The 25,634-nt window shown below is 58.5% G+C and carries 20 protein-coding genes and 5 pseudogenes; 9 read left to right on the top strand and 16 right to left on the bottom strand.

From position 1 onward, the window contains the following. The first annotated feature begins 63 nt into the window (after positions 1-63). The 5 genes from AU14_RS09020 (at position 64) to minE (ending at position 2,631) form a co-directional block, all read left to right on the top strand. Positions 64-342: a DUF1244 domain-containing protein gene (locus tag AU14_RS09020; RefSeq protein WP_041340421.1), complete on the top strand. Its 279-nt coding sequence runs from the start codon at positions 64-66 to the stop codon at positions 340-342. Beyond that, entirely contained in the window at positions 342-722 is a 381-nt protein-coding gene (locus AU14_RS09015; protein WP_041340418.1) for a HopJ type III effector protein, read from the top strand. The genes AU14_RS09020 and AU14_RS09015 overlap by 1 nt, the downstream gene beginning before the upstream one ends. Then, positions 719-1,486, top strand: coding sequence for a septum site-determining protein MinC (gene minC / locus AU14_RS09010; protein WP_041340415.1), 768 nt, complete (start codon positions 719-721; stop codon positions 1,484-1,486). Before AU14_RS09015 ends, minC begins: the two co-directional genes overlap by 4 nt. Before the next feature lie 77 nt (positions 1,487-1,563). After that, positions 1,564-2,376: a septum site-determining protein MinD gene (gene minD / locus AU14_RS09005; protein WP_041340413.1), complete on the top strand. Its 813-nt coding sequence runs from the start codon at positions 1,564-1,566 to the stop codon at positions 2,374-2,376. Between the two features lie 3 nt (positions 2,377-2,379). Then, positions 2,380-2,631: a cell division topological specificity factor MinE gene (minE, locus tag AU14_RS09000; protein WP_041340410.1), complete on the top strand. Its 252-nt coding sequence runs from the start codon at positions 2,380-2,382 to the stop codon at positions 2,629-2,631. 22 nt (positions 2,632-2,653) lie between these two features. Here minE and AU14_RS24055 read toward each other — a convergent pair whose 3' ends face one another. Beyond that, positions 2,654-3,343, bottom strand: a complete 690-nt coding sequence (locus AU14_RS24055; RefSeq protein ID WP_456237747.1) for a DUF2804 domain-containing protein — start codon at positions 3,341-3,343, stop codon at positions 2,654-2,656. Between the two features lie 453 nt (positions 3,344-3,796). On the opposite strand from AU14_RS24055, the gene AU14_RS08990 reads away from it, so the two are divergent. The 3 genes from AU14_RS08990 to AU14_RS08980 all read left to right on the top strand — a co-directional run bounded on the left by AU14_RS08990 (position 3,797) and on the right by AU14_RS08980 (position 6,504). After that, positions 3,797-4,534: an START domain-containing protein gene (locus AU14_RS08990; RefSeq protein WP_041340407.1), complete on the top strand. Its 738-nt coding sequence runs from the start codon at positions 3,797-3,799 to the stop codon at positions 4,532-4,534. A gap of 68 nt (positions 4,535-4,602) precedes the next feature. Then, positions 4,603-5,094 carry a CBS domain-containing protein gene (locus tag AU14_RS08985; RefSeq protein WP_041340405.1) on the top strand — a complete coding sequence of 164 codons (492 nt, stop codon included), beginning with the start codon at positions 4,603-4,605 and terminating at the stop codon, positions 5,092-5,094. Between the two features lie 54 nt (positions 5,095-5,148). Continuing rightward, complete coding sequence (locus AU14_RS08980; protein ID WP_052472005.1) at positions 5,149-6,504, top strand: PhoH family protein; 1,356 nt, start codon at positions 5,149-5,151, stop codon at positions 6,502-6,504. A 75-nt stretch (positions 6,505-6,579) separates the two neighbouring features. On the opposite strand, the gene AU14_RS08975 is transcribed toward AU14_RS08980, so the two are convergent. The 11 genes and pseudogenes from AU14_RS08975 to AU14_RS08925 form a co-directional block, all read right to left on the bottom strand. Continuing rightward, positions 6,580-8,274: a methyl-accepting chemotaxis protein gene (locus AU14_RS08975; RefSeq protein WP_041343809.1), complete on the bottom strand. Its 1,695-nt coding sequence runs from the start codon at positions 8,272-8,274 to the stop codon at positions 6,580-6,582. Positions 8,275-8,432: 158 nt separating this feature from the next. Beyond that, entirely contained in the window at positions 8,433-9,785 is a 1,353-nt protein-coding gene (locus AU14_RS08970; protein ID WP_041340400.1) for a sigma-54-dependent transcriptional regulator, read from the bottom strand. Then, a pseudogene (locus AU14_RS08965) lies at positions 9,782-11,589 on the bottom strand (sensor histidine kinase). Before AU14_RS08965 ends, AU14_RS08970 begins: the two are co-directional and overlap by 4 nt. A 97-nt stretch (positions 11,590-11,686) precedes the next feature. Further along, a pseudogene (locus AU14_RS08960) lies at positions 11,687-13,864 on the bottom strand (TRAP transporter permease). 93 nt (positions 13,865-13,957) lie between these two features. Next, positions 13,958-14,934, bottom strand: a pseudogene (locus AU14_RS08955) (TAXI family TRAP transporter solute-binding subunit). Between the two features lie 259 nt (positions 14,935-15,193). Beyond that, the gene (locus AU14_RS08950; protein WP_041340397.1) at positions 15,194-15,619 is read right to left on the bottom strand and encodes a secondary thiamine-phosphate synthase enzyme YjbQ; all 426 of its coding nucleotides are present in this window, start codon (positions 15,617-15,619) and stop codon (positions 15,194-15,196) included. 13 nt (positions 15,620-15,632) lie between these two features. Further along, complete coding sequence (locus AU14_RS08945) at positions 15,633-16,700, bottom strand: succinylglutamate desuccinylase/aspartoacylase family protein (protein WP_041340395.1); 1,068 nt, start codon at positions 16,698-16,700, stop codon at positions 15,633-15,635. A gap of 1 nt (position 16,701) precedes the next feature. Next, complete coding sequence (gene rimK, locus AU14_RS08940) at positions 16,702-17,610, bottom strand: 30S ribosomal protein S6--L-glutamate ligase (protein WP_041340394.1); 909 nt, start codon at positions 17,608-17,610, stop codon at positions 16,702-16,704. Continuing rightward, on the bottom strand, positions 17,607-18,104 hold the full coding sequence (locus tag AU14_RS08935) for an ATP-dependent zinc protease family protein (RefSeq protein ID WP_041340392.1): 498 nt from the start codon (positions 18,102-18,104) through the stop codon (positions 17,607-17,609). The genes rimK and AU14_RS08935 overlap by 4 nt, the downstream gene beginning before the upstream one ends. After that, entirely contained in the window at positions 18,085-18,945 is an 861-nt protein-coding gene (locus tag AU14_RS08930) for a mechanosensitive ion channel family protein (protein ID WP_041343807.1), read from the bottom strand. The genes AU14_RS08935 and AU14_RS08930 overlap by 20 nt, the downstream gene beginning before the upstream one ends. A 50-nt stretch (positions 18,946-18,995) precedes the next feature. Continuing rightward, on the bottom strand, positions 18,996-19,784 hold the full coding sequence (locus AU14_RS08925; protein ID WP_179944721.1) for a hypothetical protein: 789 nt from the start codon (positions 19,782-19,784) through the stop codon (positions 18,996-18,998). Positions 19,785-19,993: 209 nt separating this feature from the next. Between AU14_RS08925 and phrB the strand changes: the two are divergent. After that, a pseudogene (phrB, locus tag AU14_RS08920) lies at positions 19,994-21,395 on the top strand (deoxyribodipyrimidine photo-lyase). A 170-nt stretch (positions 21,396-21,565) separates the two neighbouring features. Here phrB and AU14_RS08915 read toward each other — a convergent pair. From AU14_RS08915 to hemA, 4 genes and pseudogenes are all read right to left on the bottom strand, one after another. Further along, on the bottom strand, positions 21,566-22,315 hold the full coding sequence (locus tag AU14_RS08915; RefSeq protein WP_041340389.1) for a HesA/MoeB/ThiF family protein: 750 nt from the start codon (positions 22,313-22,315) through the stop codon (positions 21,566-21,568). Next, positions 22,305-23,194: pseudogene (gene prmC, locus AU14_RS08910) on the bottom strand (peptide chain release factor N(5)-glutamine methyltransferase). Before prmC ends, AU14_RS08915 begins: the two are co-directional and overlap by 11 nt. Next, positions 23,184-24,272, bottom strand: coding sequence for a peptide chain release factor 1 (gene prfA / locus AU14_RS08905; RefSeq protein WP_041340387.1), 1,089 nt, complete (start codon positions 24,270-24,272; stop codon positions 23,184-23,186). Before prfA ends, prmC begins: the two are co-directional and overlap by 11 nt. Next, on the bottom strand, positions 24,269-25,558 hold the full coding sequence (hemA, locus tag AU14_RS08900; protein WP_041343805.1) for a glutamyl-tRNA reductase: 1,290 nt from the start codon (positions 25,556-25,558) through the stop codon (positions 24,269-24,271). The genes prfA and hemA overlap by 4 nt, the downstream gene beginning before the upstream one ends. Between the last annotated feature and the right edge of the window lie 76 nt (positions 25,559-25,634).

Below are 25,634 nucleotides of genomic sequence, written 5' to 3'. Positions count from 1 at the left end.
CGGTACTATGCTGAGAATGTCAGGAAATCCAATGATCACGAGTCGACCCCTTCGCGAGGCCCTATGAGCAACCCTATCCCCGAATCCAATCGCACCGAAATCGAAGCTGCCGCCTTTCGTCGCCTGGTGAAGCACCTGCGCGAACACACGGAAGTACAGAATATCGATCTGATGAATCTGGCAGGCTTCTGCCGCAACTGCCTGTCGAAATGGTATCGCGCCGAAGCCGAGCAGCAAGGCTTCGAGATTTCGGACCCGCAGGCCCGTGAAGAGATTTACGGCATGCCCTATGACGAGTGGAAAACCCGCTACCAGACCGGTGCCAAGCAGGACCACAAATAATGAATGTGAACGAGGCGGTACGTATCCACCTGGCCTCCCTGGCCGCCGGCCACGCGGATTTCGACGATACCCTGGCGCTGATCGAGCGGCATTTCGAGTATCAGCCGACCGGTTTTCACAACGGCCCGCTGTTCAACGCCGCCGGTGAGAATGCCGGCTCGTGTCGGGTCTTTGCCCTGGGCCAGTACTGCAACCTGGCCGAGGCCGACACGCTGGCACTGTTTGCCCAGCACTACCGTCAGGTTCTGGATGAGCCTGCCGGCAACAGCCATGGCAATATCCGCCAGTTCATCAGCACCGGCTGGTCCGGCATCCGTTTTGAAGACAGCCCGCTGCGGCCGCGCCCGTCGCCCAACACCATGGAAGAGACCCCTTCATGACCGATACCGCTAACCCCGGCGTTAAACAGGCTTTCCAGTTGAAAAGTGCCAGTGTCTCCATGACTGCATTGGAACTGCACTATTTCGACAATGACGACTTTGAGGCCACGCTTCGGGACAAGATCAGCCAGGCACCGGGGTTCTTCAAGGACATTCCGATCATTGTCAGCCTGGAAAAATACGAAGGCCTGGACAGCGAACTGGACTTTTTCAAGATCATCGGCGCCTGCCGTCGACATCAGATCCATGTGGTCGGCGTCCGCGGCGGCAATGACGACCAGCGACGACTGGCCCGTGGCGCGGCTCTGGCGCTGCTGCCAGGCAACAGCCAGCGGGACCGTGCCCATGCTCCGGAAGCCTCAACCGAGACCCCGGAGGCCAGCGGTGCCGCCGCGTCGGAAGCCCCGGTAGCCAGTGCTGGCGAACCGGCACCGGCGCGGGTGATCAACCAGCCAGTGCGATCCGGCCAGCAGATCTACGCGCCCGAGGGTGACCTGGTCATACTGGCACCGGTGCAGGCGGGCGCTGAAGTGCTGGCCGCAGGCAACATTCATGTCTACGGTCCGCTGCGTGGCCGGGCACTGGCGGGCATTCACGGAGCGGAGTCGGCCCGAATTTTCTGCCAATCTCTTGAGGCGGAGCTTGTGTCCATCGCCGGACACTATAAAATCTCCGAAGATCTTCAGGATAACGGTTGGAAAAAAGCTGTACAGATCCAGCTCAGGGACGACCTGCTGGTGGTGACGCCACTGGACAAGGCCTGATATCGAGACGGACTGCAAAAAATTGACCGGATAATTCCGCAGACACGACGAATCCACCGCGAAACAGGAATTTTACCTTGGCTAGAATCATTGTCGTTACTTCAGGAAAGGGCGGCGTTGGTAAAACCACAACCAGCGCCTCGATCAGCACCGGACTTGCCAAACGCGGCCACAAAACCGTCGTTATCGATTTCGACGTGGGCCTGCGTAACCTGGATCTGATCATGAACTGCGAACGACGGGTCGTGTACGACTTCGTCAACGTCATCCAGGGCGAAGCGTCCCTGAACCAGGCACTGATTCGCGACAAGCGGGTGGATTCCCTCTACATCCTCCCCGCGTCCCAGACCCGTGAAAAGGAAGCCCTGACCAAAGAAGGCGTTGAAAAAGTCATCAACGAGCTGTCGGAAACCTTTGACTACATCGTTTGCGATTCACCGGCCGGTATTGAACACGGAGCCCTGATGGCGCTCTACTACGCCGACGAAGCCGTGGTCGTGACCAACCCGGAAGTATCATCGGTACGCGATTCGGACCGTATCCTGGGCATTCTGCAAAGCAAATCCCGCCGTGCGGAAATGGGCCAGGATCCCGTCAAGGAGCACTTGCTGCTGACCCGCTACAACCCACATCGGGTCGAGCGCGGCGAAATGCTGTCCGTAGCCGACGTTGAGGAAATCCTCGCAATTCCGCTGCTAGGTGTGATTCCGGAAAGTCAGGTGGTCCTGAATGCCTCCAACCAGGGCCTTCCGGTCATTCTGGAAGGCGAGAGCGATGCCGGCCAGGCCTACGACGATGCTGTGGGGCGGCTTTTGGGTGAAGACCGGGAACACCGGTTCATGACTGCCCAGAAGAAAGGTTTTTTCTCACGGATGTTCAAGGGAGGCTGAGGGATGAGTTTCCTCGATTACTTTAAAGGAAAGAAAACACAAACCGCCAGCGTCGCCAAAGAGCGACTGCAGATCATTGTCGCCCATGAACGCGGACAGCGAGACCAACCGGACTACCTGCCCAAGTTGCAGCAGGAGCTGCTTGAGGTCATTCGCAAATACGTACAGATCAGCGATGACATGGTACAGGTGGAAGTAGACCGAAACGAAAGCTGCTCGGTGCTGGAACTGAACGTCACCCTGCCTGAGCGGTAACCGAAGCACCACGCCCGCCGAACTACCAGCGGGCGTAATGGTCTTCCATCAATCCCCGTAGCCCGTCTACGGGGATTTTGTTTCCGGCATCGTCTCTGACAAATCCGCGGAAGGTGCCGATGAACTGCCTGAAGTTGGACGCCAGCACCAGCGCATTCAGCTTTTCCCGACGCACGCCAGACGGAACAAACTGCAACGCCACTCGCCCGTCGTCAGTGCTTACATACCAGTCGGCCCCTGGCCGGTAACGATCAAAGACAAACCGGGCCGTTCCGACCCGGATGCAGCGCCCATCCAGCCAGATGGCGTTTTCAGTCATGCCCGTCTCATTGACTCCAGCCGCCAGATTAAGCCCCAGCGAGCGACCGTCGGCCAGCGTTCCCGCCATACAAGCCCAGTTCCAGGCTGTCTCCCGGCGCATGAAGCCGCAGCTCCAATCTACTGTCGCCCGGGTATCGGTATCACACCGCCAGATACGATGATCCCAGCGAATTTCGCCCTCCACCGGCAGGCCGGCAGATTTACGGGTGAAGACCCAGCCATCGTAACCCGCCGGGCACACCAGCCGGAGCGGATCGTTATCGTCCTTGATTTCCAGATCAATCCGGATGCCACCGGGCGCCGAAACACTGATATTACGCCCACCGACGGCGGCGCTAACCCGGAGCGAGACATCGCCCTTGGTGAAGCTGGCGACACCGTGCTCAGGCAGGGGCTCGATCCGGCTGCCGCGGGCAAAGGCTGGAGAAAGGACCGTTCGTACTTGGTGCCGGTCTCAAAGTCGTACAGGTAGAAAAAACCGTTGGCCACCAGCTTGAGATCCACCAGGGCCATACCGAAAACCCAACCGGGCGCCATGGCACTGACAAACTGGAACTGATTGAACCTCCAGCGTCGGGCCAGGCGAGAGCGAGGACGGTCCATGACCGAGCGCAGGTCATAGTCCAGATAATTGATCTCCTCCACCGGGTGGTCGATCACCCCAGGAGTGAACCTTCCCTTGTCATCGATGAGCTTGCGTAAGGTCATAATCGCGTCAGTTCGGGCCATTTGACGGGACCGCCTGCCCAGGGAGTTACCTGGTTCACAATCCCTTGTTTTAGTGGCCTTATCGGTTATCGCCTCATGCTAGACTCCGGCCACCACCGTCAAGGAAGTTTACCCCATGAGAAAGACCGGAGCCCACCGCTTTTCGGGCTACGTTTCAGCCATCTCCGGCGGACTCTGCGCCCTACTGGTGACCGGGCTCGCGGCCGCCGGCGTCCAGACCGAATTACCAGCCGAAAGCGACGATGGCTGGAGCCTGCGCAAAGAAGCCGGCAACATCCGGGTGTATACCATCGATCACCAGGATTCCAGTTTCAAGGCGTTCAAAGCTGTTGCCATGCTGGACGCGCCCATCGAAACCGTGATGGCAGTCATGATGAACCCCAAATCCTGCGTCGAGTGGGTCCATAACTGCACCGAATCCTATGCCTTCGGCACCGGCAGCTTTCACGACCGCTACGCCTATTCCGTCAACGACATGCCCTGGCCGGTTACCGATCGGGATTACGTGCTGCACATCCGAACCCGGGGCAACCGTGACAGCAGCGAAATCGTTATGGACCTGAGCGCCACCCCGAACCAGCGGGCGGAATTCGATAACCGGGTTCGCGTGGATCGCTCCGACACCCTGTACCGTTTTATCCCGGAAGGAGATAAAACCCGGATGATCTGGTTGCAACACACCGACCCCAATGGCGCCCTGCCCGGCTGGCTGGTCAATTCGCTGTTGGTAGATATTCCCGTTCGCTCGCTCAAGGCCCTTGAACAAGTGGCGGGCAAAGATCGGTACCAGGATTTCGAGCTGGTCTATGATGACCAGGATCGGTTAGTGGATGTGCGCCCAACCGAGCATTGAGGGATGACGCACACCCACTGACAGGCTAAGCTTGGCCAAACGAACACATAGAAGGCAGGCCCCGTTTAATGACCGTTCTCGCTTTCGAGATCATGACTCCGACCATCAAGGCAGTTCCTCAATCCTGGACCATGGACCGACTGGCTCGGTTCCTGACTGACAACGAAATCACCGGCAGCCCGGTCACCGACGAAGACGGCGACATCGTCGGCATCGTTACCCTCAAGGACATCACCGAATTTCGCTGGAACGCAAACCGTTCCGGTGCCGATACGAGCCTGACTTCCGAAGAGCAGGAAGAAGCCCGACGCCTGCGCATGGTGATTTTTGAGGAAATGGGCAAAGTTCCGGTCGAAGTCCGGGATATTATGACCCCAAGCGTTTTATCGGTTGACGAGCAGACGTCCGTGCGCGACATTGCGGATATAATGATGCGTGAACACCTGCATCGGATCTTTGTCACCAGAGATTCAAAAATTACCGGTATCATAACGACTTACGACATGCTGAAGCTGATTTCGGACACCGCACTCACGCAACGGTGTACCGGTAACGACTGAGCCACCAGAGAGGTAGCGCCACCTATGCCCAGAGCACCAGAAGCTCGCAAAAAGATGTACGTCCTCGACACCAACGTTCTGATTCACGATCCCAACGCCCTCCTCAACTTTGAAGAACACGATGTCATCATTCCGATGACCGTTCTCGAAGAACTCGACAGCCTGAAATCCGGTAAGCAAGCGGTCGCTGCAGACTGCCGTCAGGCCATCCGAAACATCGATAAACTGCTGGGCGATGCCACTCCAAAAGAGATCGAGAAAGGTGTCCCGATTGTGCGTGGCAAAAAAGCCGAGCCACTGGGCAAGCTCCTGATTCTTATGAGCACGCAGCATGTGAATTCTCACTCGTTGCCCGAACACCTGAACGACAACAAGATCATCAATACCCTGGCGGCGCTGCAGAACGAGCACCGAGCCCGGGACATCATCCTGGTGAGCAAAGACATCAACATGCGCCTGAAGGCGCGCGGCTTTGGCGTTGAAGCCCAGGATTACCACAACGATCAGTTGCTGGACGACATTGACCTGCTGCCCAAGGGCTACCGGGAGTTCCCAAACTCGTTCTGGGACACCATTGAGAAGGTGGAAACCATCCAGCGTGAGGGCATTACCGAACACATCCTCCGGCGCGAGGGTGAGCTGGCACGACTGAACATCAACGAGTTTGTGATTGACCAGCAAGGCTTTGTCGGCAAGGTCTCCGACCTGTCCGAGAGCCAGATAGTGATTCGCGACCTGCACCAGCATGACCTGATGAACGAAGAAGTCTGGGGCCTGGTGCCGCGTGATATTTACCAGGCACTGGCGCTTAACCTGCTGCTGGATCCGGACGTGCACCTGGTTAACCTGACCGGTTCTGCAGGCTCGGGCAAAACCATCCTGGCCCTGGCTGCCTGTATCGAAATGACGGTCGCCAGCAAGCTGTACAAGCGCATCATCGCCACCCGCTCAACCCAGGGGCTGGACGAAGACATCGGCTTCCTGCCCGGCACCGAAGCCGAGAAGATGGAGCCCTGGCTGGGCGCCATCGTCGACAACCTCGAGGCCCTGCACGAAGACGATGAAAACATGACCGCCAGCGTGGACTACATCCTCAGCAAGGTGCCACTGCACTTCAAGTCGATGAACTACATTCGCGGTCGCAGCTTCCAGCACAGCCTGATCATCATTGATGAATCCCAGAACCTGACACCGCATCAGATCAAGACCATCATCACCCGCGCCGGTAACGGCTCCAAGGTGATCTGCCTGGGTAACCTGGCACAGATCGATACGCCGTACCTGAGTGCCCTGAGTTCGGGCCTGACCTACATGACCGAACGCTTCAAGAGCTTCCGCCACGGTGCCCACATCCACCTTCAGGGTGTGCCGCGCTCGGTTCTGGCGGAGTTCGCCGAGGCCAATCTCTGATCAGGCAAACATAGAAAAACCAACACGACATAAAAAAACCGGGGCCTGAGCCCCGGTTTTTTATTCACCTGCCGATTACACCCGGTAGCGGCTGACCTGATCGGACATATCCGATGCCAGGGCTTTGAGTCGCTGGGTTGCGGCCCCGGCCCGACGGGTACCGTCGGCCGTCTGTTCGGTGATCGCCACGATCTCGTGAACATTCTGGTTGATGGTCTCGGAAACGCTGGTCTGTTCTTCCGCCGCGCTCGCAATCTGGCTGTTCATATCGTTGATGGTGCTGACTGCCTGATTGATCCGCTGCAGGGCATCGTTGACCTCACGGGTCTCTACCACAGTCGCCTCACTGCGCTCGCTGATCGAGCCGATCAAGGTGACGGCATTGTTGGCGCCAGTTTGCAGGCGCTCGATGGTTTCCTGGATTTCCTGGGTGCTCTGCTGGGTACGGCTTGCGAGGGTACGGACTTCATCTGCCACCACCGCGAAACCACGACCGGCCTCACCGGCACGCGCAGCCTCAATCGCAGCATTCAGGGCCAACAGGTTGGTTTGATCGGCAATCTCACGGATCACTTCCAGCACGTTATCAATCTTGCGCGAGTCCGACCCCAGCTTTTCGATAACCTTAACGCCCTCCTCGACCTGCTCAGACAAACCACCGATGACACCGATGGTCTGGTGGACCAGGCCCTGGGCGTCACAGACCTGGGCGTTGGCGTGGTCCGCCGCCTCGGAGGCCTCACTGGCGTTGTTGGCCACTTCCTGGGCCGCCGCAGTCATCTCGTTCATTGCCGTCGCGACCTGGTCACTCTCGGACTTCTGGCGCTCAACACCGCCCTCAGCTTCCGCCATAACCTGATTCAGCTCTTCGGACGCCTCGTTCAGGGTGCGCGTGGACGACAGCACCTGCTCCACCAGACCATGCACCTGATCGGCGAAACTGTTGAAGGCGGTTGCCAGCTGGCTCAGCTCGTCCTTACCATCAATCTCCAGACGACGGGTCAGGTCACCATCGCCACTGGCGATGTCATTCATCGCCGATACCGCCGACTTCAGTGGCCGAATGATGCTGCGCACGACGATCAAAGCCAGCAATACAATCAGGGCCAGCGCCACCAGTGAAGTGGTGATGGAACCAAACACAGCGTCATTAAGGGATTCACCAACCTTGGCATCCATGGCGGCAATCTGGCCTTCCAGACCGTCCACCCAGAACCCGGTGCCAATCATGATGCCCCACTTCGGCAGCATTTCGGCGTAACCGAGTTTCGGTGCAACCTGACCGGTATCGCTGTTTTTCCAACCGTAGGATACGTAGCCACCGCCACTGCGGGCCGCCTTGACCAGCTCCCGGATCAGGTAGGTGCCGTTGGGATCCTGAAAACCCCAGAGGTTCTTGCCTTCCAGCGCGGGTTTCACACCATGCATGACATTCACACCGCTGGTGTCATAGGCAAAGATGTAGCCGGGGCTGCCGGAATCGTTGAACCGCAGCTGGCGCAGGATGTCGTAAGCCTGCGCACGGACTTCGGGATCGTCAGCCGAGCCCGGCTGTTCGTACAGATGCGCAATCGAAGTACGCGCCAGTTCCAGGTAGTTTTTCAGTTCTTCGCGCTTACTGGCTTCCATGTCGGTGGAGAAACCGGCCACGGCTTCATCGCCGATTTCCCGGGCCTGGTTCAGGTTGTAACTGGTAAGGAAAGCGGTCAGCACGATGACGGGCACCAATGCCAACAACAGCACCCGGGTCTGGATGGTCAGGTTTTTCATAACAGGGGCTTCTTTTAATTCGATGCACTGAATGGCCGGTGAATCCGGACTCATGAAAGTGCCGTAATGTTACCGAACTCTGACCCCATAAATCATTGGACATAGTGCGTAATTTGGAAACAGTCCGTAACCGGAATGGACTGCCACCGGTGACTTGCTCAGTCCTTGAACTGGGCCTTGTCCAACCCGTGCTTTTTCATCTTGTCGTACAGGGTCTTTCGGGCAATTCCCAGCTGCACCATAGTGTCCTTGATGCTGCCTTGGCAGGCATTGAGGGCGCTGACGATGGCCGAGCGCTCAAAGCCGTCCATCATCTCGGTGAGGGTCTGGCGGCCGGCGACATCGTCGGCGCCATTGCCGGCATTGCCGTCCAGCGCGGCCCGGCCCAGCAGCACATAGCGTTCAGCCAGGTTGCGCAGTTCCCGCACGTTACCGGGCCAGGAATGCTGCATGAGCCGGGCGGCCTGACTCGCGTCCAGGGGAATACTCTCGCGATCGTAGCGGGCGGCGGCAATCAGCACGAAGTGATGAAACAGCAGGGGGATGTCCTCCTTGCGTTCCCGAAGTGACGGTATATCTACCTTCACCACGTTCAGCCGGTAGTACAGGTCCGAGCGAAACTCACCGGCATCGCTCAGCTCTTTCAGATCGGCCTTAGTGGCGGCAATGATGCGCACATCCACATCAATGACCTGATTGCTGCCCAGGCGCTCAACTTTCTGCTCCTCCAGCACCCGCAGCAACTTGACCTGCAGGGCCATGGGCATGCTTTCCAACTCATCGAGGAACAGCGTGCCCCGGTGCGCGTGTTCGATTTTACCGATGCGACGCTTGTCGGCCCCCGTGAATGCACCCGCTTCATGACCAAAAAGCTCACTCTCAATCAGGCTTTCCGGCACTGCACCACAATTGATGGCGACAAAGTTGTGGGCGCTGCGCTGACTGTTTTCATGAATATAGCGAGCCAGTGCGTCCTTACCGGAACCGGTTTCACCGTGCAGCAAGACACTGGCGGAGATATCCAGAACCGGATCGATGGTGGACATCACCCGCTGCATGATCGCCGATTCGCCCAGTAGCCGAGGTCCGGGGCGGGCCAGGTGCTTTAACTGGGCCTTCAGGCGCCGGTTTTCCAGAGCCAGGTGCCGCTTCTCCAGCGCGTGCCGCAAGAGCTCGATCAATTCCTCATGATCGAACGGCTTTTCGATGAAATCGTAAGCCCCGTGCTGCATCGCGGAGACCGCGGTACTGATATCGCCCTGGCCGGTCAGGATAACCACCGGAATGGCGTCGTCCAGGTCGCGTACCCGGTCCAGCATGGCGAGGCCGTCCATACCCGGCATGTTGTAGTCGCACAGCACCACACCCTCGTAATCGGAAGTGATGGTTTCCAGTGCGGAGGCTGCGTCCTCAAAACAGGCGACCGCCAACTCCTCCAGCGCGAACGTCTGGCTGATGGCCTTCCGGATGTGTGGATCATCGTCCACGAAGATTACCGAAGGTTCTGTCATTCCATGGTCTCCCGTTTTTTCAGGGTCAGCACAAATTCCGCTCCGGGGCCGTCGGTCCGGTTGTGCCCGGTTAACCGGCCGCCCAGGGCATCAACAATCTGGCGCGAGATGGACAGGCCGAGCCCAAGACCCTGCTTGACAGACTTGGTGGTGAAGAAGGGTTCAAAGATCTGCTCGCTGTTGCCGGGCAAACCGGAACCGTTATCCCGCACCACACATTGCCAGTGCTCAACCTGGTCCTTGATGTCGATGCTGATCAGGGGTTGCTCCCTGTCTTCAACCGCCTGTACTGCGTTGGCCAGGAGATTAACCATCACCTGTTCAATACGGATCAGGTCGCCATGGCACAAGACCGGCTGCTCCGGCCGATGCCAATGGATTTCAACACCTCCACTGCTGGTCTGGGCCTTGATGATCTTGAGTGCGGCATCAATGGGCTGGCACAGATCCACCACCGACGGCGGACCTTCGGACTTGCGGGCAAACACCTTGAACTGCCGGGTCAGCTCCGACATCTTGTCACACAGGCTGACGATCTCCTGCAGGTTAGCATCCACCATCTCGGTAGCGCCCTTGTCCAGAAACTTTCGGCTGTTACGGGCGTACGTCTGAATGGCGGTCAACGGCTGGTTCATTTCATGGTTCAGGCCAGCCGACATCTGCCCCAGAACCGCCAGCTTGGCGGCCTGAATCAGCTCTTGCTGGGTTTCCCGCAGTTCGGTCTGGGTGCGCTCCCGCTCCTGAATTTCTTCCAGCAGCTTTTGATTGGAGCGTTCCAGATCCACCGTGCGCTCGGCCACACTGCGCTCTAGCTGCTCGCCCCGCAGCGCCAGTTCCGCCTCCCGGCGGTAGCGCTCGCGCAGATACAGCCAGGTCAGCAGGCCCCCGAAGAAAACCGCCAGACCGCCACCCACGAAAGCCAGCCGCATCCACACCACCGGCTGGGTACTGACCATCACCTGCAGGGTCCAGTCCAGTCGAGGCAAGTCCGTACGGACACTGAGGTAGTCCCCCTTTTGCCCATCTCCGAGGATCCGGATTTTGCTGGACTGTTCGGACAGCCCCCAGGGCCGCCCCAGCGGTTCAAACTGGATCGGCGCCAGTTCCCGGTCGGGATAGCGCTGGCGGACCGTCGCCCCCATCTCGACATCGGGTTGAAAGTCCCGGTAAAGCCAGCGTGATTTGCTGGCCAGAAAGCTGACGCCGGATGGATCCAGCACCACCATTTCCGCCTCGGTCAGAGACGCCGGCCGGTGCCACTGGGATTCCAGCTCGTGCACCAGGACTTTCACCGCAATAACACCCAGAACCTTTCCTTCCGCGCCCCGGATCGGATGGGAGAAATACAGGCCGCGCACCCCAGACATCAGACCCAGGGCAAAATAGACTGCGGAATCACCGGTTGCCAGGGCCTCGGAGAAGTACGGACGAAAGGAGAAATTGCGACCGACAAAACTGTCGTTTTGCTGGTAATTGTTGGCGGCGATGGTCAGGCCGGAAGTGTCCATCAGGTAGACATCGGAACTGCCAACAATGGTGGCCATTCGCTGCATTTCCTCGTTGGCCAGCAGGATCAGCCCAGGGTTATCAGGTTGGCGCAGCGCCTCTTCCAGCAAGGGGTGTTCGGCCATCAGTTCGGGGATCGGCAGGTAGCGGTTCAGCTCATTGGCCACCAGCTGGCGATAACGAAAGGATCTTCGAGGCTTTCCTGTTCGACCTGGCGATAGCCAACCCAGCCTCCCAGTACCCAGGACAGCACCAGGGTGAGGCCAAGCAAAACAACGATACCAACCCGGTAGGACATAGACCCCGAACCCCGAAAAACCGCTAGCCTAACGCCTGGCACCACCTCGGGCAACTGCACCTGAGTGCAGCAACCCGGGTGACCAGCCAGCTATGCCTTAGGCTGTGGCCAGCCCAAGTTTTCGCTGACGCTGGATCAGGAAAGAAACAATAGCCAAGCCGATGCCCGCCAGATCCGTCCAAAGACCACCCTCAATCATCATCAGTGCGGCACCAATGAGCAGAATCCGGGTGAGCCAGGATGCCGAAATATTGGCAAACCAGCCCAGGACACCACCCGACAGCATGTACACACCGAAAGTTGCGGTGATCAGCGCGCGGGCGATCTCGAACCAGCCGGCGTCCATCAACAGAGCGCTGTTGTAAAAGAACATGAACGGTACGATGAACGCGGCTATGCCGATCCGGAACGAAGCGACCGAGGTTTCCATCGCGTTGGCACCGGAGATGCCCGCCGCCGCGTAGGACGCGAGAGCCACCGGCGGAGTGATCGCCGACACCACGGCAAAGTAGAACACAAAGAAGTGCGCGGTGAGCGGCTCAATACCCAACTGGACCAGACCCGGCGCCACCACCGAGGCAGCCACCGCGTAGGCAGCCGTGGTCGGCATACCCATGCCTAGCAAAATAGAAATGAACATGGCAAAGATCAATGCCAGCAGCTGACTCGCCTCGGCGACATCCAGCAACAGCACCGAAAAACGTGCACCGACGCCGGTCAGCGAGATCACCCCGACAATCACACCCGCCGCGGCACACACCACGATGATCTGGATAGCCATGTAAGAGGCGATTTCGAGGGCGTGCAAAATCTCGCGGATACCCATCTTGTTGGGGGACAGCCAGCTCACAACCGCAGCAGAAACGGTGGCCAGCGTACCGGCCCGAATGACCGAGTAGCCCATGAACAAGGCAACAATCAGGATCACGATGGGAATGAACAGGTAAGCCTGCTTGGCCAGTCGCTTCAAGTTCGGCAGCTCATCTTCCCGCATGCCGCGCATACCGGTCTTGGCAGCTTCAAAATCGACCATGAAGTAGACCGAAGCAAAGTACAAGATCGCCGGGATGATCGCCGCAATGGCAATTTCCGAATAAGGAATACCGGTGATTTCGGCCATGATGAAGGCGCCAGCGCCCATGATCGGCGGCATGATCTGGCCACCCGTGGAAGCAGCAGCCTCAACCGCACCTGCAGATTGTTTGCTGTAGCCCACCTTCTTCATCAACGGAATAGTCAGCGATCCGGTGGATACCACGTTACCGGCACTGGTGCCGTTAATCATACCCATCAGGCCGGAGGCAAAAATAGACACCTTGGCGGGCCCACCGCGGGAACGCCTGCGGCAGCGAAGGCGAAGTTAACAAAGTAGTCACCGACCTTGGAGCCTGGAGAAAGGCCGCAAAGACGATGAATAGGATAATGTAGGTCGAAGAGACCGCGGTGGTCGGCCCAAGAATGCCGGCATCAGTGTAGACCTGGCTAAAGAAACGTTGAACCGACAGGCCTGGGTAGCCCAGGAACCCCGGCATATAGGGGCCGGCAAAAACGTAAGCCAGAAACACAATCGCGATTATCACCAGAGCCATACCGGCCAAACGCCGAGTCAGCTCCATGATCAGAGCTGTACCTGCAACAGCCGCGAAGGAAATGCCAATAGGCGCAAAAGAGGTGCCCGTGGACATCCGCATGTTCGTGTTGTAGGCCATCAGGAAGTAGCCGGCGACCGCAATGGAGCAAATCGCCAAGGTCAGGTCTGGTACGCTGAAATGGGACCGCTGGCGCTGATGGAACCAGCTCATGACAATGCCGACGGCGGTGGCGGCCAGCAGTGGCCAGCCAAAGTGCCAGGTTTCCAACTCAACCGGAATCCGCATGGCACCGCCTTGAACCTGCTGGTAAAACGCGAAGGTCTGATATAGAGCGTAAAGAGCCGGCAGCATGGCGCCCCCTCCAATCCAGGTGGTCCATCGGTGGCGGGCCTCGCCTTCTTCGGCGGAAACAAATCGGGCGCTGCAAACAGGATGAAGCCCAGAACCAGAGCTCCGGCCACGTGGATGATCCGGTAAGACCAGGTCTCCAGCGGCGCAATGTTCAGGGTGTAAAGATGAAACGACGAATAAGCAATGGCAAGCAGCGCCACAAACTTGAGCATGCCGCCCTCAAAAAGCCGGCGATTACCTTCAACCGGTTCTTCGTCGACATTGTGCGCGAGCATGTGGTCTTCTTCGGGCAGGGCCGCAGACGACTCTTGGTGTTGGGAATTGTTGGACATGGGGCTACCTAAGGGCAGTTATTCAAATGTAGCCGGCCGAAAGGCCGGCTAGACGTCGGGGGCGTTGACCATCCCCCGACGCAGATCCGGCTATTACTTGATCATGCTGGCTTCGATCGTGTAGCCGTTTTCGTTAAACCAACGGGCCGCGCTGGGTGCCAGGGCAGTACGTTGTTCTTGCTATAATTTTCTGCAACAGAGTTGCGGGCAGCCTTATGAATGGAGACCATCTTGTCGTTGTTCTCCATGGTCAGCTTGGTGATTTCATACACCATGCTCTCAGGCATGTCGCAATTCACCATGGCGAAGTTCCACATGGATACCACACGCGACGGCTTGTCCAGGGATTGGTAAGTACCGGCCGGAATAACGAACTCGGCGACAGGGTAGTTGTCGGTAATAGTCTTGGCCTCGGCGTCGGTCATCTCGATGATGTTCACATCGGCCTGAACTTCCAGCTGGCTGACTGCGGGAATCGGAATGCCTGCAGCAAACGCAACCACATCGATCAAGCCATCCTGGAGCTGACCACCCAGGTCAGACCAGCTGCCGTTACGGCGCTCAAAGTCAACGCCCAGGGTTTCCATCATGCGCGGAAAGTAGGTGTCTGAAGTGGAGCCAGCCGGGCCGAACCCGATGGTGGCACCCGCGGGAATATCTGCGATGGTTGTGATGCCGGAGCTGGACAGTGCCGTTACCGAGAACGGTGTCTCGTACATGGGGAACATCGCGCAGACGTTAACCATTTTCATACCTGGAGCCAGGGGGCTGTTGCCGTCCATGGATTCCCGGGCCGGGCCCATGGTCGTCAGACCGAACTGCAGATCACCAGTGTGTACCAGTGCCATGTTCTGCATCGGGCCGCCGGTAATTTCGGCGCCGCCAGACACGCCCAGGTTTTCGGCGACAAAGTTGGCCCAACCGGAACCGTAGGCGAAGTAAGTGCCGCCCTGGCTCGCAGTGCCCACCGTAAAGTTATTAGGCCAGCCTTCACGATCCTGCGCGCTGACAGGGTTTGCGACAATGAGAGTGGAGGCAAATGCTGCCGCCATAATGGCTTGGGTCTTCATAGAGGATGCTCCCCGTTTCATTTTGTTTGTTGGGTGCTGATTAGAGCCATCAGAAAGACCAACGGCTTCAGATCAATGAGCAAGGAGCAGACCAGTTCGAGAAAATTGTTTTAAACCAATACGATACGAAATACACCGGGCAATCCCTGCTCGAAAATGGGTGAACTTCCACCCATAATTTTCGGGCAATGGGTGGAAACTCACACTCAGTGTAGAACGAATCGGGAAACTCGTAAGGCGGGAAGGCCAGGCCGGGTATTTACCATCGCCCCTGAAGGGTTGCGACCAGACGACGGCCACCGGCGTGGTCCCGGTGCTCGCACAGATAAATGCCCTGCCAGGTTCCCAGGGCCAGCCGACCATGGTTAACCGGCAGAGTCAGGGAGGGACCAATGAGGACACTCTTGATGTGCGCCGGCATGTCATCCGGCCCTTCCATCACATGCTGATAGTGGGGCGCATTCTCGGGAGCCATGACGTTGAAATGCCGCTCAAGGTCGCCGCGGACATCGGGGTCTGCATTTTCATTAACCGCCAGCGACGCCGAGGTGTGCTGGATAAACAGGTGCAACAGTCCCACCTCGCAGTTGTTCAGGTTGGGTGCTCGGGCCAGAACTTCATTGGTTACCAGGTGGAATCCCCTTGGCAGGGGCTCCAGGTCAATAAATGTCTGATCCCAGATCATCGCTAGCCTCCCGTCATTTCTGGTTTTCGTCCCACGGGTGCACCGGCACTACATCATCGGCCAGATCCGACTCATAGCTGCTACGGAAATGCTTCATGGCGGCTTCGGCTTCACCCAGCTCGTCAAAGCGTGCGATGTGGTAAATCGCCTCGCCCTCGTTGACCAGGGGCAGGTTGTTCACGCAGATGACGATACCGGAACAGGGTGACAGCACCGCGTTCTCTGACTCGCCAAACGGATCAGCCACCATCGCCAGCTTCTGGCCTTTCCGGACCCTCTGCCCCAACCTCGCCACCGGGCGCATGATGCCGTCTATGTCGGTACGCACCCACTGAGAGTTGGCGGCGGTTTCTGAGGGTGTCTTCGGAGCACCCGGGCCTTTCTTGGCCGGAATCATTTCCAACTCCCGCATCACGCGAATCACGCCTTTCACGCCGCTGGAGATAACCACCTCATCGAACCTCAGGGCTTCACCGCCCTCGAAGGTGATAACCGGGATGTCCTGGGAATCTGCGTAGGCCCGCAGACTGCCCTCGCGCAGGCCAGCATTGATGATGATCGGTGCACCAAAAGCCTCAGCCATGCGAATGGTTTCCGGGTTCTTCAACTCGGCCCGAATCTGGGGCAGATTGAAGCGATGAATCGCACCGGTGTGGAGGTCGATGATGTGCGATACGTTCTCCATGATCTGGGTGCGCAACAGGTAGGCGATGCGACCACCTAGCGAACCGGATTCAGTGCCCGGAAAACAGCGGTTCAGATCCCGACGGTCCGGCAGGTAGCGAGTGCGCTGCACAAAGCCGAAGATGTTCACGATCGGAACCGCCACCAGGGTGCCCCGCAGATGACGCAGGGCGGAATTCTTCAACACGCGGCGAACAATCTCCACACCGTTGATTTCATCGCCGTGAATCGCCCCGCACACCATCAGCACTGGGCCGGCACGACGTCCATGCACCACCTCCACCGGGATATGCAGTGGCGTATGGGTATACAGCTTGGCGACCGGTACTTCCACGGTGCGCCGGGTGCCGGCTTTTATTTCGTAATCGGCAATAACAAAGGGAGCGCGTGCTGCCATCTCAGCCGCCCCCGCCCTTGGTCCGGGTTTTCCAGGGTTTCTGATTCTTCTCGGTCCAGTTGATGATCATGCCGGCGATGTTCTTGCCGGTGGCATTCTCAATCCCCTCCAGGCCCGGCGACGAATTCACTTCCATCACCAACGGCCCACGGCTCGACCGCAACAGGTCGACGCCGGCTACATTCAGGCCCATGGCCTTGGCAGCGGCAATTGCTGTGCGTCTTTCTTCAGGCGTAATGCGCACCAGAGAAGCACTGCCACCGCGGTGCAGGTTGGAGCGAAATTCACCTTCCGCGCCCTGACGCTTCATGGAGGCAATCACCTTGTCACCGATGACAAAGCAACGGATATCGGCGCCACCGGCCTCCTTGATAAACTCCTGCACCAGGATGTCAGCTTTCAGCCCCATGAAGGCCTCGATCACGCTTTCCGCAGCCTTCCGGGTTTCCGCCAGCACAACACCAATACCCTGGGTGCCTTGCAAAAGCTTGATGACCACCGGCGCACCGCCCACCATTTTCAGCAGCTCGGGTACGTTATCCGGCTTGTTGGCGAAGCCGGTCACCGGCATGCCCACACCTTTTCGCGCCAGCAACTGCAATGAACGCAGTTTGTCCCGGGAACGGGTGATGGCCACTGATTCGTTCAGCGGAAACACGCCCATCATTTCGAACTGGCGCAATACCGCTGTGCCGTAAAAGGTCACTGAGGCACCAATTCGGGGAATAACCACGTCGTACTCTTCCAGCACTTCCTCGTGGTAATGGATCTGGGGCTTGGCCGAGGTGATGTTCATGGAGCAATGCAGGCAATCAATCACCTGCACGTCGTGACCCCGATTGATGCCCTCTTCCACCAGACGACGGGTGGAGTACAAATTCTTGTTGCGCGACAATACCGCAATTCTCATTTCTCGGTCCTTAGCGCCGGCTCGCCGGCTAAATAAGAGGCTTCAGGGTAAATCATTGAGCGCCCGGCCATAGCCGTACGCCCCAGTAGCATCCGGAATCGCATGGAATCCCGGTTGGTTAACGTCATTTCAATCGGCCAGCTCTGATCACCCACTACCAGTGTGGTTTCGATCACCAACCGCAATTCTCTATGTCCACCGGAATCGGATACGTCGCGCTCATCCAGCACTTTGGCATCGCACTCCACCACCTGTTGCAGGTTGTTCTGGACCGGATGGACCCAAAATCGAACCCGGCGCTCACCATTGGCGGTGTATGGCTCAGTGCGAAAGGTATGCAGGCACGAAGTTCGGGCTCCGGTATCCACCTTCGCCTTGATCCGGCCAATATCCAGATCCGGCAGTGCGATCCACTCCCGCCAGCCCAGGGCAACCTTATTGTCGTTGGGTATCGGTGGGGTTGATTTGATCTTCTCAACGGTCTTGGTCGACATCCAGCGGTTCCTTGTTAGCAGTGGTCTCCGGTCCCAGCAACTGCACCCGGAACGGCTCAGAATGACTGCCGGCATAGATACTGGTGTGTGGGAATGGAATCTCGATCCCGTCTCGGTCCAGCGTCTGTTTGATTGCCACCATCATACTGCTGCGGCCATCCAGCACTTTGTCCTTTGGCACCCAAAAGGAAAACTGCAGATCCACCGAAGACGGACCAAACGCAGTGACCAGCACAAAGGGTTTGGGTTCTTCCAAACAAATGGGGTTCTTTTCGGCCAGTTTCAGCAACAGGGCCTCAACTCGCTCTACATCCTCAGCGTAGGCAATACCAACGGTCAGGTCGAGCCGGCGAATGGGGAACCGCGACCGGTTGACCACCCGGGTCTTGATCAGGGTTTCATTGGGGATGCGGACATACAGGTTGTCCGGCGTCCGCAATTTAACGCTCAACATATCGATACCGACTACCTCACCAATGGTGGCATCGGCTTCAATGACATCACCGATTTCAAAGGGCTTTTCCACCAGCAGGAACAACCCGCTGATCATATTGGAGGCGGAGGTCTGGGAGGCGAAACCGATGGCCACCGTCAGTATCCCCGCCGCGCCCAGAACCACATCCAGCGAGAAACCGGCTTCCCGGAGGGCGGCCACGGCGAACAGCAGCACGATGACGTAAAACACCAGCCGCCGCACCATCACGGTGTGATGCCGGGTGCTGCGCTGTTCCATGAATCGGGCCGCACTGCGACCGGCCACGGAGCCTAACACCACACCCAGTACCAGCAAAAACAGCGCACTGGCCCAAACACCCCAGGCAATATCAGTAAACACCGACATCACGCCGGCCTGAATTTGTTCTAGCAAAACGATGACTCCCTCAAACGGGGTTAACCAAACATGCGATCAAAGGCGCGGACAAGACGGCCACGGGCAATGGGCTCACGGGCGGGCCCAACCTGCTGGCACGGGCCCGCCGCTGCCAACAACGACTGGTCCACGTTCAGACTGGCCGAATTCATTTCGGTTTCACACACCACCGTCACCCCTGGCGTCCAGAGCTGGCCGCGTTCGTTCAGGTGCAGAGACAGCAACGGCGTCGGCAAGCTGAACCGCTCCAGCAACAGCGGTTCTGTCCGCTGGTTCACGATAGTGACTGGCGTCACCGCCCGCCAAGGCCGCTTGGGTACCGCTTCCAACACCAGCCGGGCAAAACTGGACGACGAATAGCACAGCTCCCCTTCCATGGTGTTGCGGCCAACCCACGTGAGCGAAGGTATTCCCAGCGGGACCTCGGTCAGCAGCGTTTTCGTCTCGCCAACACAGACCTTCATCCAGACCACCGTGCCGACATAAATGACGCAGCGGCCACCGGCGGGGATGGTCAGCGGTTGAAAAGGGCGGATCACTGTGGGCAGGGACGCAACACCCGGGATAAAGGTAACGACATTGGAATCGCCGGGGCGGATGAACCGCTGAAGCTCCACATCGGACGATGGCAAGGTGTGCCCGATACTCTGGGTCCAGGTGACAGGATCCGTCTCCGGTGCCAGAGTCTGGGACCGCACCTGCCATTCCTGATCCAGAAGAGTCACCCAAAGACGCACTTGCCCCAGCTGATGATACTGGGTTTGTCCGGAAGCCAGGGTGTACAGCTGAGCCCACACACCGTCTTGCAGGCCTCGGTTTGGAATTCCATTTGTGCCACGGGTCTCCTTAGCGTCTCACTGGCAGATTTCACTAACTATAATCCAATCATGCAGCTCAGCGAATATCCAAGTCTGTGATTTTATTGAATCCTTGGCATGTATTTACCCTTATGCCCGGCTTGATAAATTAAGGTACTCCAAATGTACCTCCTAGAGAGCAACGCGCGACAGGACTTCCCATGACACAGCTGGTCTGGTTTCGAAACGACCTCCGTACCGCCGACAACCCGGCGCTCACCGCCGCCTGCAAATCCAAGAGCGCAGTGCACGCCTGTTTCATCCTCACCCCGGAGCAGTGGCAGGAGCACGACTGGTCTCCGGCCCGGGTGCACTTTGTCATCGCCCACGCCAATGCCTTGGCCAAGGAACTTGCGCAACTGGGTATCCCGATGACCTTTATTACTGCCAAGCGATTCAGCGACAGCATCGAATCCCTGGCGCAGCTTTGTCGCGACAAAGGCATTAGCCACGTGCACTTCAATGAGGAATACGGGGTCAACGAGCGCCGCCGCGATAAGCAGTTGAAACAGAAATTGGACACTGAGGACGTGGGAGTCTGTAAGTACCGTGATCAGACGGTCGCCCCGGTGGGTGAGATCCTGACCCAACAGGAAGAGCCCTACTCGGTGTTCACGCCCTTTTCCCGCAGCTGGAAAAAATGGATCGATGTCGCCCAACCGACGGTGCTGCCGATTCCCGAAGCCCGGGGCAAGCCAGTGAAGGCGGCGAGTATAGACGAGATACCCAAGGCCTTTCGCGACGCCCCGCCAGCACTGGTGGAAACCGGTGAAGATGCCGCCCATGACCAGCTGGAGAGCTTCCTCAGTGAGCGCGCGGGAGCCTATAAGGAAGACCGGGACTTCCCATCACTGGACGGCACCAGCCAATTGTCGCCGTACCTGCCAACGGCGTGCTGTCCGGCCGGCAGTGTTTGTTGGCCGCACGCCAGGCCCAGGGCATGGGCGGCAACCAGGAAGGCCTGACCACCTGGATCAGTGAAATTGCCTGGCGCGACTTCTATATCAACATTCTTTACCACTACCCGCGCGTGAGCATGCATCGGGCGTTCAAAACCGACACCGAAGCGCTGACCTGGAATGAACCCGGTGAGAAGTTCGAGGCCTGGAAAGAAGGCCGGACCGGCATCCCGATCGTCGACGCCGCCATGCGCCAACTGAACGAAACCGGCTGGATGCACAATCGCCTACGCATGGTAACCGCCATGTTCCTGACCAAGAACCTGTTCATCGACTGGCGCCTGGGCGAGGCCTATTTCATGTCGAAACTGGTGGACGGCTTTCTGGCATCAAACAACGGTGGCTGGCAATGGAGCGCGTCGACCGGCACCGACTCTGCACCCTACTTCCGGGTGTTCAATCCTGTTACCCAGAGCGAGCGCTTTGACCCGAAAGCTATTTCATTCGCCAGTGGGTGCCGGAGCTGGCCAAACTCGACAACAAACGCATTCACGATCCCGGCAGCAAAGGCGGCGTTATTCCGAAGGGGTATCCGCGACCTATTGTGGACCTAAAGGAAAGCCGGAAGGAGGCGATTGCCAAGTTTCAGGCTTTGAAGGACTGAGACGGGGCTAGGTGTAGGCAACAGACTGGAAGGCTCTGCCCACACCCTGCGGCAGCATGCTGGAAGGCACTTCCAAAACCGTGCGGAGCCATGGATGGCGGAGCCGAGCGTACAGGGATGTATTCACAGCGTGTTTTGGAAGTGCCTTCCAGCTTGCTGCTCTCCGAAGTCTAATGTTGCCCGCATACAGGGCATTCAGGATCCCGAGCCAGTTTCATTTCGCGCCACGCCATTTGCCAGGCATCCAGGATCAGCAACCGACCAACCAGCGGTGCGCCGACACCGGAAATCACCTTGAGGGCTTCCATGGCCTGGGCCGACCCGATCATGCCAACCAGGGGTGCGATCACGCCGGCTTCTGAACAGGTCAGTTCCTCATTGCCCTGCTCGGGATAGAGGCAGTGGTAACAAGGGCTCTGGGCATCCCGGGAATCATAAACCGAAAGCTGGCCCTCACCCCGGATCGCAGCACCCGACACCAGTGGCACCTTGGCAGCCACGCAGGCCCGATTTACCGCGAACCGGGTCTGGAAGTTGTCACAGCAATCCACCACCAGACTCGCTTCTTCTACCTGCCGAGCCAGTGCATCGCCGTCCAGGCGCCGGTTCAGGGCTGAGACTGAAATCAACGGATTGATGCGCTGCACCCGGTTAGCCAGGGCTTCAGCTTTCGAATGCCCCAGTTCCGACTGCTCGAAGCCAATCTGGCGCTGGAGATTCGCCAGCTCAATGTCGTCGTCATCCACCAGGGTCAACTGACCCACGCCCGCCGCACCGAGATACAAAGCCACCGGGCAGCCCAGGCCGCCCGCGCCTATAACCAGCACCCGCGCCGATTTCAGTGCAGCCTGGCCAGCCACGTCAAAGCTGGGCATCAGAATCTGTCGACTGTAACGCAGCAGCTCGTCATCACTGAGCATGTCGCTCTCCTGTTTGCTGAATCGATGGCACCGAACTCCCAGCCCAACGCCCGAGCGTCATCCGGTCACGGTCACCGTAATCTTTCCGGCTTTCAACCGCCACAAAACCACGCCTCTCCAGCAACGAACGAACCCCGCACGCCTGATCGAAGCCGTGCTCCATCAGCAACCAGCCGCCGAGCTCAAGCCAGTCTGGCGCCTGCTCCACAATCTGTCGGATATCGTCGAGACCGTCCACGCCAGACACCAGGGCGGACGACGGCTCAAACCGCACATCACCTTCACGGAGATGATGATCAGTATTTGCAATATAGGGCGGATTGGACACGATCAGATTAAATTTTCCCGGAGCAAGGCCGGAAAACCAGAAGCTTTGCAGCACCTCAATCGACAGCCCTAACTCCCGGGCATTACTGCGGGCCAGCGTCACGGCTTCGTCCACGCAATCGCAGGCGATCACCTGCCAATCTCGCTGTTCACTGGCCAACGCCAGGGCAATGGCACCCGTGCCGGTGCCCAGATCCAGAACCCGAGCCGCCGCCGGAAGCGGCAGCGACAACGCGGCTTCCACCAGGCACTCGGTGTCGGGGCGGGGAATCAAGGTAGAGGGGCTGACCAATAAAGGAAGAGACCAGAATTCCTGGTGCCCGAGAAGATAAGCACAGGTTTGCCGTCAGCGCGTTCAAACACCAGGGAATTGAATTCTGCCGCCTGCTCGGCGGTAACCTCACGCTCTGGCCAGGCCCGGAAACTGGTCCGACTCAGGCCAGTAACGTGGTTGAGCAGCAACTCCGCATCGAGGCGGGGGCTGTCACCGCCAATCTGCTCAGCGGCCTGGCGCAACAAGTTCTCACAGCTCAGCGGGGTATTACTGGTCATCAGCCAGTGACGCCAGCAGCTCGGCCTGGTGCTCCTGCTGCAACGGCACCAGCACCGCATCCAGATCACCGGATACCACTTCGTCCAGCTTATACAAGGTCAGGTTGATGCGGTGATCGGTCACCCGGCCCTGGGGGAAGTTGTAGGTGCGAATCCGCTCGGAACGGTCGCCACTGCCGACCAGGCTTTTGCGGGTCTCCGCCATGGATTTTTGCTGCCGTTCCAACTCGGCGTTTTGCAGCCGGGACGCCAGGAAACTCAGAGCCTTGGCCCGGTTCTTGTGCTGCGACCGTTCTTCCTGACACTCCACCACAATCCCAGTGGGCAGGTGGGTAATGCGGATCGCGGAATCGGTCTTGTTTACGTGCTGACCACCGGCACCGGAGGCGCGGAAGGTATCAACCCGAAGGTCAGACTTGTTAATTTCCACCGCCTCGGCCTCATCGGCCTCTGGCATAACCGCCACAGTGCAGGCGGAAGTGTGGATGCGGCCCTGGGATTCGGTTTCCGGTACCCGCTGAACCCGGTGCGCACCGGATTCAAACTTCAACGCGCCGTACACGCCGTCGCCGGCAACCCGGGCAATGACTTCCTTATAGCCGCCGTGCTCGCCCTCACTCTCGCTGACAATTTCTACCTGCCAGCGACGGCGCTCGGCATAACGGCCATACATCCGGAACAAGTCGCCGGCAAAAATAGCCGCTTCGTCGCCGCCGGTGCCAGCCCGGATTTCCAGAAACACGCTTTTACCGTCATTGGGGTCTTTCGGCAGCATCAGCCGCTGCAGCTCTTCGTCCAGCTCTTCGTTTTTCTGGCGGGCAACCGCCAATTCATCGGCCGCCATTTCGCGCATATCGGCATCGGTGTCTTCGGCCAGTTCTTTGGCCGCTTCGATGTCGTTCAGGGATTCACGCCAGGCTTCGAAGCAATGGACAATCGGCTCTATCTCGGCAAATTCACGGGACAGATCCCGGAACTGGTTTTGATTAGAGATAACGGATGCGTCACTGAGCAACGCGCTGACCTCCTCGAAGCGGTCAGTAAGCTGTTCGAGGCGAGATTGGATCGATGGTTTCATATTTTTTCCGGGGTGGTCGGCTCGTCTGCTTCGAGAACATCCAGCTGGTGCAATTCACGCAGCCATTCGGTCACCTCGGGACGTCCTTCGGTAGTCGCCTTGCGGACCTGTACCGACGGTTCATGCAGAAGTTTGTTAGTCAGACCACGAGCCAGACTGCGCAGCACCGTTTCCGGATCGCCTCCGTTACGGAGAGTGCGCAGGGCTTTTTCGGTTTCCACATCGCGCAAAACTTCGGCGCGTTGGCGGAATTGCTTGAGCGTTGATACCGCATCGAGCGCGCGGAGCTGATTGAGAAAATCCTGAACCCCGGAGTCGACCAGGTTTTCAGCTTCCCGGGCCGCGCCTTCGCGGGACCGGATATTTTCTTCAATAACCTGACGCAGGTCGTCGACGGTATACAGATAGACATCGTCCAGCGAGGCCACTTCCGGTTCGATATCCCGGGGTACAGCAATGTCCACCATGAAATAGGGCCTGTGCTTGCGCTTCTTTAACGCCCGCTCAACCGCGCCTTTACCCAAAATGGGCAAAGGGCTCGCGGTTGAGGAAATGATGATATCGACGTCAGTCAGGTATTCCGGGATTTCCGACAGCAGAATGCCCTTGCCGCCATGTCGGCCGGCCAGGGTCTGGGCTCGCTCAAGGGTCCGGTTCGCCACCAGGAAATCCTGCACGCCGGCATCGGCCAGATGCCGGGCCACCAGCTCAATGGTCTTGCCAGCACCGATCAACAAGGCCTTGTTGCGGGACATGTCGGCGAAAATGTGGTGCGCCATACTGACGGCGGCGTAGGCCACCGACACCGGGTTTTCACCGATCGCAGTCTGGGTGCGCACCCGCTTGGCTACCGAGAACGCCTGCTCAAACATTCGGGACAGGAAGGCGCCACTGGCGCTGTTTTCCCGCGCCAGAGCGTAGGCATCTTTCAACTGCCCAAGGATCTGGGGTTCGCCCAGCACCATGGAATCAAGACCCGCAGCAACCCGCATCACGTGCCGGACGGCCTCGGCATCCCGATAGACATACAGCGACTGCTCCAGCTCGGAGCTGTCCAGATCGTGAAAGCCCGCCAGCCAGCGCAGCACCGACGGCGCGCAATCGTCGTCGCCCGCCAGGTAGAGCTCAGTGCGGTTACAGGTAGAAAGGATGGCCGCCTCGGTGGCACCGGACGCCGCCCGCAATTCGGCAAAGGCGTCACCCATGTGCTCCGGTGTGAACGCCACGCGCTCGCGCAGCTCTACAGGAGCTGTACGATGATTGATTCCGAGCGTTACCAGTGCCATGTCTTGGTTGTACAACCTTATGCCAACAGGAGTTAATGAAGGACATTTTAACGACCAGCGCCCTCCGCTGCCACCT

This window comes from Marinobacter similis (assembly GCF_000830985.1).
Taxonomy (GTDB): domain Bacteria; phylum Pseudomonadota; class Gammaproteobacteria; order Pseudomonadales; family Oleiphilaceae; genus Marinobacter; species Marinobacter similis.
The sequence above is the reverse complement of the archived record's forward strand: the minus strand, read 5'-3'. Positions and strand labels throughout refer to the sequence as shown.